General features: G+C 57.1%; 16 protein-coding genes and 1 pseudogene. 10 read left to right on the plus strand and 7 right to left on the minus strand.

All coding sequences use genetic code 11. The features are described 5' to 3' along the window. Positions 1 to 27 precede the first annotated feature (27 nt). The 7 genes and pseudogenes from nadS to paaZ form a co-directional block, all read right to left on the minus strand. Positions 28 to 312 (minus strand): NadS family protein, encoded by a 285-nt coding sequence (nadS, locus tag ACG0Z5_RS16330; protein ID WP_394449256.1) that lies wholly within the window; start codon positions 310 to 312, stop codon positions 28 to 30. Between the two features lies 1 nt (position 313). Next, positions 314 to 645, minus strand: a pseudogene (locus ACG0Z5_RS16335) (type II toxin-antitoxin system RelE/ParE family toxin). Positions 646 to 796: 151 nt separating this feature from the next. After that, complete coding sequence (locus tag ACG0Z5_RS16340; RefSeq protein WP_394449259.1) at positions 797 to 1105, minus strand: GAPES1 domain-containing protein; 309 nt, start codon at positions 1103 to 1105, stop codon at positions 797 to 799. Beyond that, complete coding sequence (locus ACG0Z5_RS16345) at positions 1098 to 1295, minus strand: hypothetical protein (protein ID WP_394449261.1); 198 nt, start codon at positions 1293 to 1295, stop codon at positions 1098 to 1100. Before ACG0Z5_RS16345 ends, ACG0Z5_RS16340 begins: the two co-directional genes overlap by 8 nt. A 29-nt stretch (positions 1296 to 1324) precedes the next feature. Next, a complete protein-coding gene (dgcJ, locus tag ACG0Z5_RS16350) occupies positions 1325 to 2842 on the minus strand; it encodes a diguanylate cyclase DgcJ (protein WP_394449264.1) in 1518 nt (505 codons plus the stop codon). Between the two features lie 127 nt (positions 2843 to 2969). Next, entirely contained in the window at positions 2970 to 5237 is a 2268-nt protein-coding gene (gene tynA, locus ACG0Z5_RS16355) for a primary-amine oxidase (RefSeq protein ID WP_394449267.1), read from the minus strand. Positions 5238 to 5428: 191 nt separating this feature from the next. Next, positions 5429 to 7468 (minus strand): phenylacetic acid degradation bifunctional protein PaaZ, encoded by a 2040-nt coding sequence (gene paaZ, locus ACG0Z5_RS16360; RefSeq protein ID WP_394449269.1) that lies wholly within the window; start codon positions 7466 to 7468, stop codon positions 5429 to 5431. 287 nt (positions 7469 to 7755) lie between these two features. On the opposite strand from paaZ, the gene paaA reads away from it, so the two are divergent. Genes paaA through pcaF form a run of 10 tightly spaced genes read left to right on the plus strand, consistent with a single transcriptional unit; the run spans position 7756 to position 15936 of the window. After that, a complete protein-coding gene (gene paaA, locus ACG0Z5_RS16365; RefSeq protein WP_394449271.1) occupies positions 7756 to 8685 on the plus strand; it encodes a 1,2-phenylacetyl-CoA epoxidase subunit PaaA in 930 nt (309 codons plus the stop codon). 11 nt (positions 8686 to 8696) lie between these two features. Further along, positions 8697 to 8984 (plus strand): 1,2-phenylacetyl-CoA epoxidase subunit PaaB, encoded by a 288-nt coding sequence (gene paaB / locus ACG0Z5_RS16370; protein WP_394449273.1) that lies wholly within the window; start codon positions 8697 to 8699, stop codon positions 8982 to 8984. Between the two features lie 7 nt (positions 8985 to 8991). Then, a complete protein-coding gene (gene paaC / locus ACG0Z5_RS16375) occupies positions 8992 to 9747 on the plus strand; it encodes a 1,2-phenylacetyl-CoA epoxidase subunit PaaC (RefSeq protein WP_394449275.1) in 756 nt (251 codons plus the stop codon). An 11-nt stretch (positions 9748 to 9758) separates the two neighbouring features. Then, positions 9759 to 10256: a 1,2-phenylacetyl-CoA epoxidase subunit PaaD gene (paaD, locus tag ACG0Z5_RS16380; RefSeq protein ID WP_394449277.1), complete on the plus strand. Its 498-nt coding sequence runs from the start codon at positions 9759 to 9761 to the stop codon at positions 10254 to 10256. 7 nt (positions 10257 to 10263) lie between these two features. After that, positions 10264 to 11334, plus strand: coding sequence for a 1,2-phenylacetyl-CoA epoxidase subunit PaaE (gene paaE / locus ACG0Z5_RS16385; RefSeq protein ID WP_394449281.1), 1071 nt, complete (start codon positions 10264 to 10266; stop codon positions 11332 to 11334). Continuing rightward, entirely contained in the window at positions 11331 to 12098 is a 768-nt protein-coding gene (gene paaF / locus ACG0Z5_RS16390; protein WP_394449284.1) for a 2,3-dehydroadipyl-CoA hydratase PaaF, read from the plus strand. The genes paaE and paaF overlap by 4 nt, the downstream gene beginning before the upstream one ends. Before the next feature lie 2 nt (positions 12099 to 12100). After that, positions 12101 to 12889: a 2-(1,2-epoxy-1,2-dihydrophenyl)acetyl-CoA isomerase PaaG gene (gene paaG / locus ACG0Z5_RS16395; protein ID WP_394449287.1), complete on the plus strand. Its 789-nt coding sequence runs from the start codon at positions 12101 to 12103 to the stop codon at positions 12887 to 12889. A 2-nt stretch (positions 12890 to 12891) separates the two neighbouring features. Then, positions 12892 to 14316 (plus strand): 3-hydroxyacyl-CoA dehydrogenase, encoded by a 1425-nt coding sequence (locus ACG0Z5_RS16400; RefSeq protein WP_394449290.1) that lies wholly within the window; start codon positions 12892 to 12894, stop codon positions 14314 to 14316. Next, a complete protein-coding gene (paaI, locus tag ACG0Z5_RS16405) occupies positions 14306 to 14731 on the plus strand; it encodes a hydroxyphenylacetyl-CoA thioesterase PaaI (RefSeq protein WP_394449293.1) in 426 nt (141 codons plus the stop codon). Before ACG0Z5_RS16400 ends, paaI begins: the two co-directional genes overlap by 11 nt. Continuing rightward, the gene (gene pcaF, locus ACG0Z5_RS16410; protein WP_394449296.1) at positions 14731 to 15936 is read left to right on the plus strand and encodes a 3-oxoadipyl-CoA thiolase; all 1206 of its coding nucleotides are present in this window, start codon (positions 14731 to 14733) and stop codon (positions 15934 to 15936) included. The genes paaI and pcaF overlap by 1 nt, the downstream gene beginning before the upstream one ends. The last annotated feature ends 2 nt before the right edge of the window (positions 15937 to 15938 follow it).

Genomic DNA, 15938 nt, shown 5'->3' on the forward strand with positions numbered 1-15938 from the left:
GCCCTCCCGTCAGGGAGGGTAATATCATCAGTGCGCAGCCAGTTCGTGGAAAAAGGCGGGGTTAGACTGAATGACGGCCAGCACCTTCGCGGCGAGCCCAGTAGGATTACGTCTTTTGGCTTCCCAACTTTTGATGGTATCGACGCTGGTGCCCAGCGCTTTCGCCATTTCGTTTTGAGAAACATTAAGTTGCTCTCTGATTGCTTTGACGTCGGCTATCTCGTAGCGGGTTACGCGTCCGGTGGCTTTGTCGCCTTTTTTAATCTCGACGGCTTCTTCAAGCGACGCTTTGAGTTCGTTAAAAAAAGTCATGTCACACCTCATTTTTCAGTAATTTGGTGAATTTCTTCAGGGATGCTTTCTCAACATCAGACAGCGTGTCTTTGACACTTTTCGGGTAAGCCAGGATTAACCAGACCCTCTCTTCTGTGGCTAAAAAATAGATCACCCGGATGCTACCGCTTTTCCCTTGTGCCCCGCTCGCCATTCGGATTTTGCGCAGTCCGCCCGTTTGCGGAATGAGGTTGCCTTTAGTCGGATACTGGATAAGCTCATTTGCAGTTCCTTGAGTTCGTCGTCCGTCGCGATGGTTTTGATCTGCCGCGTAAATAGTGGGGTTTCAATAAACTCGATAGCGTGATTCACGGCACATTCTCCTTGTGCAGGTACATAGTACGCTAATTTGGCGTACTATGTACACCTTAAAAAAGTACGGTTGGCGTAATTTCACGGAATACTATTCCCGTTGGTTTCGTTTTGCCGTTCTCAAGGTTGAACTTGCGCGCGTGCTCGTAACTTACTCGCCGCTAGCCGTTGCGGCCAACAACCAGAGCTTGTTCAGCACGAAATACTGAAAGTCGAGACGAACATTTAATGTGTAATAACGGGTGATATTTTCATGATAATGGATGATCGGAAAAGAAGAATATTTCGGGGTGTGGAACTGAATCACTTCCTCGCTGTTTTTATCCTGAAGATACATGGTCAGAAATGACCATAGAACGGGGCGTTTCGGCGTATAAAATGAGGTGGATAAATCATCTATATCAAAATCTGTGACCAGCACCCCGTTGATTTTCCCATTGGCAAAAACGGGATTAATCATACTGATGACGTTTATATTTGTGGAATAAAGCTGACTTACCGTTTTCGGCAATATATCCCATGTATTTATACAGGCTTTGATACTCACGAAATAATAAGCCAGCGAAGAGTGCCGAAGTGGCTATCACAATAGCCCCAAGGGTGGCCGTCTGCTTTGGGTTTAACACGCTGGCGTCATCCTTTTCGTACATGTTGTGCCTGTAAAGTATAACATCAGCGATTAGCGCCTGCGTGGCGAATACTTACCTTCTTTATGTTGGTACATCAATTTATCGGCCTTGATAAAGGCGGCTTCCAGATTGTCCTGTTTTTGCATTTGATAGCAGCCCCAGGAGAAGGCGACCAGGTGACGAGTGTCGATCAGCTGTAATTTGTCGCTAATACGCTGCATGACCTCCCGGGCTTTATTCAGATTGGTATCAATCAGGATAATATTAAATTCATCGCCCCCCGAGCGAATCGCGTAATCACTTTTACGCAATGAGCTGGCGATGGCTGTGCCGAGTAATTTAATCGCTTCATCACCGGTATGATGTCCGAGTGTATCGTTAATGAGCTTCAGCCCATCGCAGTCCACGGCGATGGTCGTCACGCTAATACGTTTCATTAACAGCTCACGCAGCTTAGCGTCCAGTTGTGCGGTGAGTATTTTGCGATTAAACAGGCCGGTCAACGGATCGGTGACGTTGTCGCGGGCGAGCATCGCATGGCGTTTAAGCTGATAATTTGCATACTGGCAAAGCAGCAGGGTAGTAATGAAATACAGTGCAATCAGCCACAGTTGACTCAGCAGAAAAAACCGAATATCGAGATTCACATTCAGGGTGTAATACACGGTCATTGGCGTCTGATAGTGCATGACGGGCAGCAATGACCATGACGGCTGGTGGAACTGAATGATTTCCCCGCTGCGCTTGTCTTTTACATATATCGTCAGGAATGACCATAAAATAGGATGTTCGGCGGTATAAAATGACGTAGACAGATCGTCTATCGTGAAATCAGTGACAATTACCCCTTTTATAATACCGTCAGAATAGACAGGGTTAAGCGTGCTGATAATATTCTTATGGGTATAAGTGTCTTTATAAATATGGGAAACAATATTATTCCCCTGCCGCAAATCGTTCAGCGCATGGCGGCCAATATTAAGCGATATGGCGTGGGTATCGATAGTAATGGCGTCGCCGTCACGCTCCAGCCAGTTTTGGAAGCGAAAACGGCGGCTGTCGATCAGTCGATTGACATACACATAGTTTTTATCAAGATCGATATAATAGCGCAGGTTATCAAAGCCATAACCCGTGTAGTTTGAAAAGCTATAACGCGGAGAAGGGCTGGCTTTGTCGTTAACGAGTGCCGCCAGTTCCGGTACGTCGCGGGCCCAATGGGTGCAGTCAGGGTCACGGGTTTGCAGCGTGCCCGACAGCGCCGGGAAGGTATGTCCGGTCAGATTCAGGCCGTAAACACCGTTTACCTGTTCACTCTTTTGGCACACGCTGGCGAGATCGTTAACGCCCGCCACCGGTGACACGGTGGCGGAAAACGCGGTTGAGAGCGCAAAGGCCATGCGCTGATTAATATGCTCTTCATGGAATAAGGCCGATTTGCCGTTTTCTGCAATGTACTCCATGTATTCCGTCAGGCTGTCGTATTCCCGATACAGCAGGCCGGAAAAGATGGCAGTGGTGAGAATGACAATTGCCAGAAGGGTGGCCTTCCGAATTTTATTAACCAAGATGACCTGACCCTTACTCAATTCTGTCCGCAGCTAAAGTATATCACTGCTAACAATATCATCCCTTATCAGTGCCTGCTCCGGCCAGGATCAAAAAAGGGGCCGTCGCCCCTTTGGTTGTTGAAGATTACTTTTTCTGTTCGCCAAGGGTCGGCGTTTCGTTGAAGAAGTTCCACGGCTTGAGTAGGGCATGTACCCATTCGGTAGGCATAATTGGCCACTCTTCAGCGCGGGCCACGTGGGTGGTGCCAGTGGTAATCCATACCACATCGTCATGGTTGTCCAGCGACTCGTTGTCTTTGGTGTACTCGCCAAGCCCGGTATCGTGCGTTGAACGGTTCGGGTATTTGCCTTCCGGGTAGCGCTCATCCGGTTTGTAGCGGGTGACCCAAATCTGTTTATCCATAAAACTCAGTCGATGGTAAATCCATTCATCAGGCGCGAATTTTGCCCCGGTCGCCACCGGATGCGTGCCGCCAGCGTAAGGGATAATCTGATACGAAACCGGGTTGCCCATGCGATTTTCTTTGCTGGTGTTGCTCAGCAGGCGGATCGTGCCCGGGTCGAATTTCTGCGCGGCCTGCTGCTCGCGGTCGATATTGTACTGATCCAACTGCATAGTACTGCTCCGTGGCCCCCCGGCGGTGTTTGGCTTCACGTCAGGATCCATCGCCACCAGACGATTATTTTCGCCGTCCACGTCCAGGTCGAGACGGAAGTTGTAGATATGCTGATGGGTAGTACCGACGATGTTGTGATCGATAAGCGTGCCATATTGAGTGTCATCTTTGGCAGAAGGATCATGCATGGTTTTGGCCTGCACGCCTTTCACCGCTTCAATGCCGGTAGCACCGGCATCAATACCGATGGTGCCGTTTTCGTGGAATACCCAGTCAAAGATATAATCGTAATTGCCGACGGTGCTTATCCAGCGGATAACCAGTTCGCGCCGTTCGGTGCTGACGTTCGGCTTACCCATCTCCTGATGCTTATATTCCGGCCCGGCATAGCGTTCAAACACCGCGATGGCGCGTGGAATGCCCATTGGTTTGCCGGTGTAGTCGGCGATGGTTTCATCCAGCAGTACGGCGTTGGACGGCGCGTCTTTGCCCCGGGCGATGGATGAGGTGAGGGTGCCCATGCCGTAATCGCCGGAGTCCAGATAGGCTTTAAAGTACCAGCCCACATCCGGGTCGCCGTAGGGCACAATCATCCCGCCAAGCGAACCTTCATACATGATTTTGCGTTTGGTGCCGTTGTCGTTAAACGTCACGGTCGACAGAATTGGCCCAACGCGCGAATCGAGACGCAGGTGGAAATCCCAGTTCTGCCAGTGAACCATATCCCCGGTGATGGTGTAGTTTTTGCCTTCTGGCTCGATGATATCCAATGGCTTAAGCTGTTTCGCCACCCGGTCACGACCATCGTACGGGCGCGGCGTGAGCGGCTCCGGGACGACCGGACCTTCCTCAATCTTGATGATTTTCTTCTGCTCAAGATCAACCACCGCCACCAGGTTTTCAATCGGGTGCGCCCAGTAGTTACCGTCACCCACGTCCATATAGCTCACCACTTTCAGCAGACGGTCTTCCTGTTTCAGGCCGTCTTTGCCATCGAAATAACCGACGGTCAGCGGCGTCGTGATAACTTTAGTGGTATCGGTGATACCGTGTTTTTTCAGGGCCTCGGCGAACGCTTTGCTGTCGTTTATCACGCTCTGCACCGTGGCAAAATCATCCAGCAGTACCATGCCGTGGGCGTCTTTAATCGGCTGCCAGCGCAACACTTTTTTATTCTTTAAATCGACCTGGCTTTCAATCACCTGCTTGCCATCGAGCATCGTCACATTCGCAAGACGATCTTCATCCACGGCTTTGCCGCTCATCACGAAATCCCACACTTTGGCTTTTTCGGGCTCCGCGAGGGAAATCTGCGTAAAGCGGGTGTTAGGTTTGAAATCCGGCGCGGCTTTGACTATCTCTACCGCGGTATTAATTTCATCGGCGCTCAGAGCATTCAATGGATGCGGACGTTTTTCGACCTGGAAAGTCTGATCCAACCCGGACTGGAACACGTCGTTGATAAAGGTATCCGAAATCCAGGCTTTGTTATTTTTCATCACCACTGGCACCTGTAAGGTCAGGGTCTTACCGTTGACAATGACGGTTTTCGCCCCCGGTTTTACCTTCACGAAGGCCCCGTCTTTGACAAGGGTAAACATCTGGGCGTAGTCATCCCACTGCACGTCGGCCCCGAAATCCTGCAACGTTTTGTCCATCGGCACCATATGAGCTTCACCGCCGTGGGCGAAGACGGGAGTTTGCCAACTGCACATCAGCGCGACTGCCAGGGCCAGCGCCGTTTTACGGGCGGAAAATGGAGAGTGGCTTCCCATTGTTACCTCGTCTGAATGTTGTTGTGTTGTTTGTATTTTTAGGTGTTGTGTTTATTTCCGACATGCTCACCCTAACAGCGGGCAGACACACGGTGTTTGTCTGCTCCTGCCAGGCGTTTTGTCAGATTTGCCAGATTACGAAATGAGGTTGCAGGCCCGGCAAGCGACACGCCGCCGGGCTGCGGGGAAGGTTAAAAATCGCCGTGCTGGCGCGCGACCAGCGTCAGAATGGAGTACAGCGCCACCGGCTGTTGATGCTGGTTAAACACCTCAACCGCCCATTCCACCACGCCGGTCGGTTTATCCTCGGCGGTCTTCTGGCGCTTAAGGGTTTTACGCTTCACGGTCAGGCGCACCTGAATCGTATCGCCCGGTTTCACCGGTTCGATAAAGCGCAGGTTCTCCATGCCGTAGTTGGCGATCACCGGGCCAACGCCCGCGTCGACAAACAGGCCCGCCGCAGCAGAAATCACGAAATAACCGTGAACCACCCGTTCGCCAAACATCGACTCTGCCGCGCCAATTTTATCCATATGGGCGTAGAAATGATCGCCGCTCAGGCAGGCAAAATTGACGATATCCGCTTCGGTCATCGTTCGGCGCGGGGTTAACAGGCTGTCGCCCGGCTGGAGTTCTTCAAAATATTTGCGGAATGGATGCACCCGGTCTTCCTGCACCTGTGCGCCGCGAACCCACTGTTTGCTCACGCTGGCGAGCATCGTCGGGCTGCCCTGAATGGCCGTGCGCTGCAGGTAATGTTTTACCGCCCGCAGGCCGCCCAGCTCTTCGCCACCGCCCGCCCGGCCTGGGCCGCCGTGAAGCAGTTGCGGCAGCGGCGAACCGTGCCCGGTCGACTCTTTCGACGACTCTTCGTTGAGAATTTGAATACGACCGTGTGCCCGGGCGGCACCCAGAATAAATTCACGGGCGAGGCTCGGGTCGGCGGTGACCAGCGTTCCCGCCAGGCTCCCCTGACCGGCGCGGGCCAGGCGCATGGCGTGCTCACGACTCTGATACGGCATCAGGGTCGCTACCGGACCGAAGGCTTCAATGGCATGTACCGCAGGGCTTTCGTCTGGCTGCGGGCAGAACAGCAGCGTCGGCGGGAAGAAGGCCCCGGCGGCCTGCAAATCGGCTTTGCCGCCGAGACGCACTTCGCAGCCCGCGGCGACCAGCGCGTTCACTTTTTCCTGCACATCGGCGCGCTGTTCAGCATTGACCAGGGCGCCCATTTTCACGCCTTCCACCGCCGGATCGCCGACTTTTACCCCCTGTAAACGGGCAATCAGCGCCTCGCTCACCGCCTGGATTTGCACCTGCGGCACGATAATCCGGCGGATAGCCGTACATTTTTGCCCGGCTTTGGCGGTCATCTCGCGCACCACTTCGCGGATAAACAGCGCGAACTCCGGTTGCTCGGGGCTGACATCGTCGCCCAGCACGCAGCAGTTCAAGGAGTCCGCTTCCATGGTAAACGGAATCGAGTTTTTAACGATGTTGGGATGAACTCGCAGCGATTGCCCGGTTTGGGCCGATCCGGTAAAGGTCACCACATCCTGGAAATCGAGCTGGTCGAGCAGATCGCCCGCACCGCCGCAGAGAAGGCTTATCGCGCCGTCAGGCACCAGGCCGCTGTCGACAATGGCTTTGACCATCGCCTGCGTCACCTGAGCGCTGGCGGTAGCCGGTTTAACGATCGCAGGCATTCCGGCCAGCCAGGTGGGCGCCAGTTTTTCGAGCATCCCCCAGCAGGGGAAGTTGAACGCATTAATGTGTACCGCGACGCCGGATTTGGCCGTCAGCACGTGGCGGGCGGCGAATCCACCGTTTTTTGACAGTGGGATCAGCTCATCTTCCGGCCACAGCACATCGTCAGGCAGTTCGCGCGCGCCAAGGCCCGCGTAGGTGAACAGGGTGCCAATCCCGCCTTCGATATCGACCCAGCTATCGGCGCGGGTGGCCCCGGTTTGGGCGGAAAGAGCATAGAACGTCTCTTTCTGTTCCAGTAAGTGTTTCGCCACCGCTTTCAGCATCGCGGCACGTTCCACAAAGGTCATTTTGCCCAGCGCTTCACCGCCGCGTGCCATCGCGTAGCGGCGGGCCTCAGCCAGATCCAGCCCCTCACTGGTGACTTCCCAAAGCGCTTCCCCGCTAATCGCATGATGGATAGTTCGCGCCCGGCCCCGGCCAAACTGCCAGCTGCCGGATAAGAAACTGGATAACTGCTGCATGGTGTCTCTCCATAAATGTTACGTCATTTAGCTATATATAGTTTGATGATGAATCATAAAAATCAATGCCGAATTTAATAATTTATTAACAATGAGATCTCCAATGGAAGATGTGAAAACATTAAGTATTTGTTTGATTTGGATTTATTGATTTATCCTGCGACAGATATCACAGAATACACAAACCATTCTTGGGGTTTTGCTTAACCATTATGTAACTTCTCATAAACAACATGATTCACATAAATGCTAATTGTGAATCAAAATGGAATCATAAAGGTGACCATGTGACTGAAGAACAACGCTTTGACGCGCGCATCGCCGAAGAGACGGCCATCGAGCCGCAGGACTGGATGCCCGAGGCGTATCGCAAAACCCTGATCCGCCAGATTGGGCAGCACGCTCACTCGGAGATTGTCGGCATGTTGCCCGAAGGCAATTGGATAACCCGCGCGCCGACGCTGCGCCGTAAGGCGATCCTGCTGGCGAAAGTGCAGGACGAAGCGGGGCACGGGCTGTATCTCTACAGCGCCGCTGAAACCCTCGGCTGCGCCCGGGAAGACATCTACCAGAAGATGCTCGACGGACGCATGAAGTATTCCTCCATCTTTAACTATCCGACGCTGAACTGGGCGGATATCGGGGTGATCGGCTGGCTGGTCGACGGGGCCGCCATCGTCAACCAGGTGGCGCTGTGCCGTACCTCTTACGGGCCGTATGCCCGGGCAATGGTGAAAATCTGTAAGGAAGAGAGTTTCCATCAGCGCCAGGGGTTTGAAGCCTGTATGGCGCTGGCGAATGGCAGCCACGCGCAGCGCGAAATGCTCCAGGATGCGATCGATCGTTTCTGGTGGCCCGCGCTGATGATGTTCGGCCCGAACGACGACAGCTCACCGAACAGCGCGCAGAGCCTGGCGTGGAAAATCAAACGCTTTGGTAACGATGAACTGCGTCAGCGCTTCGTGGACAACACCGTCCCGCAGGTGGAAATGCTCGGCATGACCGTGCCCGATCCTGACCTGACGCTCGACGAAACCACCGGGCAGTACCGTTTCGGCGAAATTGACTGGCACGAATTTAACGAAGTGATAAACGGGCGCGGGATCTGTAACCACGAACGTCTGGCCGCCAAGCGTAAAGCCTGGGAAGAGGGCGCTTGGGTGCGGGAAGCCGCGCTGGCGCATGCCGAAAAACAACAGGCCCGTCAGGTGGCATAAGGAGAACAACGATGAGTAATGTCTACTGGCCGTTATATGAAGTGTTCGTTCGCAGCAAACAGGGGTTATCACATCGTCACGTCGGCAGCCTGCACGCCGCCGATGAGCGCATGGCGCTGGAAAACGCCCGCGATGCCTACACCCGCCGCAGCGAAGGCTGTTCAATCTGGGTGGTGAAAGCCAGCGAGATCGTGGCCTCGCAGCCGGAAGAACGCGGTGAGTTTTTCGACCCGGCGGACAGCAAAATCTACCGCCATCCCACGTTTTACACCTTGCCAGACGGCATCGAGCACATGTGAGGTTGCCATGAATAATCACTCTTCTGTGGCGACCTATGCCCTGCGCCTTGGCGATAACTGCCTGGTGCTGGCACAGCGGCTTTCCGCCTGGTGCGGCCATGCGCCGGAGCTGGAAATCGATCTGGCGCTGGCCAACATCGGCCTCGACTTGATGGGCCAGGCACGCAATTTCCTGAGCTATGCCGCTGAAATTCAGGGTCAGGGCGATGAAGACACCCTGGCCTTCGGGCGCGATGAACGCCAGTTCCGCAATGTGCTGCTGGTCGAACAGCCGAACGGTAATTTTGCCGACACCCTGGCGCGGCAGGTGTTTATCGACGCCTGGCACGTGGCGCTGTTCAGTCGTCTGATGAACAGCCAAGACGCGCAGATCGCGGCCATTGCCGCCAAAGCAATTAAAGAAGCCCGTTATCACCTGCGTTTCAGCCGCGGTTGGGTTGAGCGTTTGGGCGGTGGCACGCCGTTATCCGCCGCGCGGATGCAGGCGGCAGTCGACAATCTGTGGCGCTTTACCGCCGAGCTGTTCGAGGCTGACACCCTGGATATCGAACTGATTGCGCAGGGCATCGCCGTTGATCCGCGTGAGCTGAAAGCCGAGTGGCTGGCAGAGATTTCCACGGTACTGACTGCCGCCGAACTGAATATTCCGCAGGAACAGCCGTACCGTACCGGCGGGAAACAGGGGCTGCACACCGAACATCTGGGGCCGATGCTGGCAGAAATGCAGTATTTGCAGCGCGCCTATCCCGGTCAGCAGTGGTAACGGAGGTCGCTATGCAACGTCTGGCCAGTATCGCTCCCGCTGAAGTGCATCAGATTTGGGCCCTGTTAAGTCAGATCCCGGACCCGGAAGTGCCGGTATTAACCATCACCGATTTGGGAATGGTACGCAGCGTCACCCCGCAGGCTGACGGCTGGGTGGTGGGTTTCACACCGACCTATTCCGGCTGCCCGGCGACGGAACATCTGCTGGGTGAGATCCGCACGGCGATGACCGCGCAGGGCTTTACCCCGGTGCATATCGTCCTGCAACTCGACCCGCCGTGGACCACCGACTGGATGACACCGGACGCCCGCGAACGGTTGCGACAGTATGGCATCAGCCCGCCACAGGCCCACGCCTGCCATGCGGGAATGCCGACCGATGTGGCCTGTCCACGTTGCGCCAGCACCCACACCACGATGATCAGTGAATTTGGTTCCACGGCCTGCAAAGCACTGTACCGCTGCAACAGCTGCCGGGAACCCTTTGATTACTTTAAATGTATCTGAGGTTGCCATGACCACGTTTCATTCGCTCACGGTGGCAAAAGTCGAACCCGAAACCCGCGATGCGGTGACCATAACGTTCGCCGTGCCGCAGACGCTACACACCGCCTATGCCTTTCGTCCCGGTCAGCATCTGACCCTAAAAGCGAAACTGGCGGGAGAAGAACTCCGTCGCTGTTACTCCATCTGTCGTCGGGCGGTGCCCGGGGAAATTAGCGTGGCGGTCAAAGCCATCGCCGGTGGCCGTTTCTCGCGATATGCCCGCGACGAAATCAAAGCGGGCATGACTCTGGAAGTAATGGTGCCGCAGGGCACTTTCGGCTATCAGCCGCAGCCTGAAAGGTGCGGACACTATCTGGCGATCGCCGCAGGCTCCGGCATCACCCCGATGTTGGCGATTGTCGAAAGCACGTTGCAGGCCGAGCCGGACAGCGAATTTACCGTGATTTACGGCAACCGCAGCAGTCAGAGCATGATGTTCCGCCAGCTGCTGGCTGACCTGAAAGATACGTATCCGACGCGCCTACAGCTGCTGAACATTTTCAGTCAGGAAACGCTGGACAGCACGCTGCTGCACGGGCGGATCGACGGGGAGAAACTGCAGGCGCTGTCACGTTCGCTGCTCAATTTCAGCCAGTTCGACGAAGCCTTTATCTGCGGTCCGGCGGCGATGATGGACGAAGCCGAAACCGCACTGCTGTCGCTGGGAATGGACAAAAGCGCGATTCATCTGGAGCGCTTTAACACCCCGGGCAGTACCGTGCGCCACGCCTCCAGCGTGCAGGCCGACGGGCAAACGGTCACCCTGCGCCAGGATGGGCGTGACCGGGCGATTACGCTCTCGGCAGACGATGAAAGCATTCTCGACGCGGCGCTGCGTCAGGGGGCGGATCTGCCGTATGCCTGTAAAGGTGGGGTGTGTGCCACCTGCAAATGCAAAGTGCTGCGCGGGGAAGTGTCGATGGCGACCAACTACAGCCTGGAGCCGGACGAACTGGCGGCAGGCTATGTCCTGAGCTGCCAGTCACTGCCGCTTACCGCCGACGTGATAGTCGATTTTGATGCGAAGGGGATGGCATGAGCGAATTGCTGATTAACCGTCACGATCGGGTCCTGCAGCTGACGCTCAATCGTCCGCAGGCGCGTAACGCCTTAAACAATGCGCTATTGACGCAGATAGCCGATGCGCTGGATGCCGCGCAGCAGGACAGCGGGGTGGGCGCGGTCGTCATTGCCGGAACCGAGCGGGTGTTTGCCGCCGGGGCCGATTTACAGGAGATGGCCCAGAAGGATTTAGCCGCCACGCTGAACGACATTCGCCCCCGCATCTGGGCGCGAATCGATGCCTTTAGCAAACCGCTGATCGCCGCCGTCAATGGCTATGCGCTCGGCGCAGGCTGCGAACTCGCGTTGCTGTGTGACGTGGTGGTCGCGGGTGATAACGCCGCATTTGGCCTGCCGGAAATCACCCTCGGCATTATGCCCGGCGCGGGCGGCACCCAGCGTCTGATCCGCTGCGTGGGGAAATCACTGGCGACGCAAATGGTACTCAGTGGGAAAAGCATTAACGCCCAGCGTGCGCAGCAGGCTGGGCTGGTCAGCGAGGTGCATCCTGTCGGGCTGACCATCGAGTACGCTCTCGGCCTGGCAGCGACGATGGCGAAGCACTCTCCGCTGGCGTTACAGGCGGCGAAACAGGCCCTGCGCCAGTCGCAGGAGGTCGCGCTCAGTGCCGGACTGGCGCAGGAGCGCCAGCTATTCTCGCTGCTCAGCGCCACTGACGATCGCCGCGAAGGCATCAACGCGTTTCTCGACAAACGCCAACCCGAATTTAAAGGACGCTAACGATGGAAGCCTTCATTCTCAGCCACGTGGAGCACGGGGTGATGACCCTGACGTTGAACCGCCCGGACCGGCTGAACAGTTTTAACGATGTGATGCATAAGCAACTGGCCGAATGTCTGACCCAGGCAGAGCGCGATGACACCGTCCGCTGCCTGATGCTCACCGGTGCCGGGCGTGGGTTCTGCGCCGGACAAGATTTAAATGACCGCAACGTTGACCCCAGCGGTCCACCGCCGGATCTCGGTTATTCGGTCGACACCTTCTGGAACCCGCTGGTACGCCGTCTGGCGAAACTGCCAAAACCGGTAATCTGTGCGGTCAACGGCGTGGCGGCAGGCGCAGGCGCCACGCTGGCACTGGGCTGCGACATTGTGATTGCCGCGCGTTCGGCCAATTTCATGATGGCTTTCAGTAAGCTGGGACTGATCCCTGACTGTGGCGGCACCTGGTTTTTACCGCGGGTGGCAGGCCGGGCCCGGGCAATGGCGCTGGCGATGCTTGGCGACAAACTGAGTGCTGAACAGGCCGAAGAGTGGGGCATGATTTGGCAGGTGGTCGACGACGCCCAGTTGAGCGATACCGCAGGCACGCTGGCGCGCCATCTGGCTTCCCAGCCGACATTCGGGCTGGGGCTTATCAAGCAGGCGATTAACGCCGCGGAGAGCAACAGCCTGGATGCGCAGCTTGACCTTGAGCGTGATTATCAGCGCATGGCCGGGCGCAGCGCCGACTACCGGGAGGGCGTCAGCGCCTTCCTCTCTAAACGTCCACCCCAGTTCAGCGGGAAATAATCATGAGCCAACCGATTCGAACTGTGGCGGTGATCGGCAGCGGCACCATGGGGGCTGGCATTGCCGAAGTGGCGGCGATGGCCGGGCAGCAGGTGCTGTTGCACGATATTTCTGCCGAGGCGATGACCCGCGCCCTGGATGCGCTACGTCAGCGTCTTGAAGCCCGCGTGGCACGCGGCAAACTCAGTACACAAGCCTGCGAGCAGGGGCTGGCGCGAATAGTGCCGGTGACCGACCTCGCCGCGCTGGCCGCGGCCGATCTGGTGATTGAAGCCGCCGCCGAAAATCTGGAGATCAAAAAAGCGCTGTTCAGCCAGCTGGCGGAGATCTGCCCGCCACAAACCCTGCTGACCAGCAACACATCGTCGATTTCCATCACCGCGATTGCCGCAGGGGTGAAGCATCCTGAGCGTGTGGCCGGGCTGCATTTTTTCAATCCCGCCCCGGTGATGAAACTGGTTGAAGTGGTCAGCGGGGTGGCGACCTCCGACGAAGTGGTCACCCAGCTTAGCCAGTGCGTGCTGGCCTGGGGCAAACAGCCGGTCCATTGCCAGTCGACGCCGGGCTTCATCGTCAATCGCGTGGCGCGGCCGTTCTATGCCGAAGCCTGGCGCGCGCTGGAGGAGCAGGTGGCTGCCCCGGAAGCGATTGATACCGCACTGCGTGAAGCGGGCGGTTTTCCGATGGGGCCGCTGGCGCTGACTGACCTGATCGGTCAGGACGTTAACTTCGCCGTGACCTGTTCAGTCTTCAACGCCTTCTGGCAGGAACGCCGTTTCCTGCCGTCGCTGGTGCAGCAGGAGCTGGTGCTGGCCGGGCGTTTCGGCAAGAAATCCGGGCAGGGCGTGTATGCCTGGCCTGAAGGGGCGGCCGAGGTGGCGTTTTACCCGGCGGTGCCCGCGCATCGCCAGGCCGCAAAGGTTGAAAAAAAACGTGACGTTGTCACGATTGACGAGGTGTTATTGCTCGAAACTAACGGTGAAACCGCCCAGGCCGCCGCCACACGGCTACAGCGTCCGGTGGTGGTGATGGACAGAAGCGAAGGGGCGGTGGTGGTGATTGCCGCCGCGGCCAGCAACCGTCTGGAAGCCACGGAAAAAGCCATTTACTGGCTGCAACAGCAGGGCAAACAGGTGCTGCTGGTCGCCGATTACCCTGGGCTATTGGTCTGGCGCACCGTGGCAATGTTAGTCAATGAAGCCCTGGACGCGCTGCAAAAAGGCGTTGCCAGCGAAGAGGATATCAACACCGCCATGCGCCTGGGAGTGAATTACCCGCGCGGGCCGTTAGCGTGGGGCGAACAGCTTGGCTGGCAGCGCGTGCTGGTTCTGCTGGAAAACCTGCAACGTCACTATGGCGAAGAACGTTATCGCCCGTGTTCCCTGCTGCGCCAACGTGCGCTTCTGGAGAGTAGCTATGAGTCATAACGCCGCCTGGCATAACGCCCGGGTGATGTACCAGCGCGACACCTGCGCCCAGACGCTGGGGATCGACATTATCGAGATGGATGAAGGCGTTGCGGTGCTGACCATGACCGTCACACCGCAGATGCTCAACGGGCATCAAACCTGCCACGGCGGACAGTTGTTCTCGCTGGCGGATACCGCCTTTGCTTACGCCTGCAACAGCCAGGGGCTGGCGGCGGTGGCCTCGGCCTGCAACATCGACTTTCTGCGTCCGGGCTTTGCGGGGGACAAACTCACCGCCACCGCGCGCGTGAAGCATCAGGGCAAACTGACCGGGGTGTATGACATTGAAATCGTTAACCAACAACAAAAAACCGTTGCCCTGTTTCGTGGGAAATCCCACCGCATCGGCGGCAGTGTGACAGGAGAAGCCTGATGCGTGACGCATTTATCTGTGACGGTGTACGGACCCCGATCGGCCGCTACGGCGGTGGATTGTCCGGCGTTCCCGCCGATGACCTGGGCGCGGTGCCGCTGCGCGCGCTGCTGGAACGGCATCCGCAGCTTGATGCCGAACGCATCGACGACGTGATTTTCGGCTGTGCCAACCAGGCCGGGGAAGACAACCGCAACGTGGCGCACATGGCGTCGCTGCTGGCAGGGTTACCGCAGACGGTGTCCGGGACCACCATCAACCGTTTATGCGGTTCCGGGCTGGACGCGATTGGCTTTGCGGCGCGGGCCATCAAGGCGGGTGATGCCGATTTGCTGATCGCCGGGGGGGTGGAATCGATGTCGCGTGCGCCGTTTGTGATGGGCAAGGCCACCACCCCGTTCCAGCGTCAGGCAGAGATGTTTGACACGACTCTCGGCTGGCGTTTTGTGAACCCGCTCATGCAGCAGCATTTTGGGACTGACAGCATGCCGGAAACGGCGGAGAATGTAGCTGAATTGTTAAAAATAAGCCGTACCGATCAGGATGCCTTCGCCTGGCGTAGCCAGCAGCGTACCGCGATAGCCCAGCAGAACGGCATTCTGGCGCAGGAAATCGTGCCAGTGCGTGTAAAAGGCAAAAAGGGCACGGTGACCGAAGTGACGCAGGATGAGCATCCGCGCGCCGACACCACGCCCGAACAGCTCGCGGCCCTGAAAGCACCGTTTCGCGCTAACGGGGTGATCACTGCCGGAAACGCGTCGGGCGTCAACGATGGGGCCGCCGCACTGTTTATCGCCAGCGCTGAGATGGCTGCGCAACAGGGCTTAACGCCGCGCGCCCGGATTGTGGCGATGGCGACCGCAGGCGTGGAACCGCGTCTGATGGGGCTTGGCCCGGTGCCCGCCGTGCGAAAAGTATTAGAGCGTGCGGGTCTCTGTATCAACGATATGGACGTCATCGAGCTGAATGAGGCGTTTGCCGCCCAGGCGCTCGGTGTCCTGAGACAGTTGGGGCTCCCGGATGATGCCCTACATGTTAACCCCAACGGCGGGGCCATCGCCTTAGGCCATCCGTTGGGCATGAGTGGTGCCCGACTGGCGCTGGCCGCCAGCAATGAACTGCACCGTCGCGGGGGACGTTACGCCCTGTGCACGATGTGTATCGGTGTGGGTCAGGGCATCGCCATGATCCTGGCGCGCGTGTGAGC

This window comes from Scandinavium sp. M-37 (assembly GCF_043558715.1).
GTDB lineage: Bacteria > Pseudomonadota > Gammaproteobacteria > Enterobacterales > Enterobacteriaceae > Scandinavium > Scandinavium vulneris_A.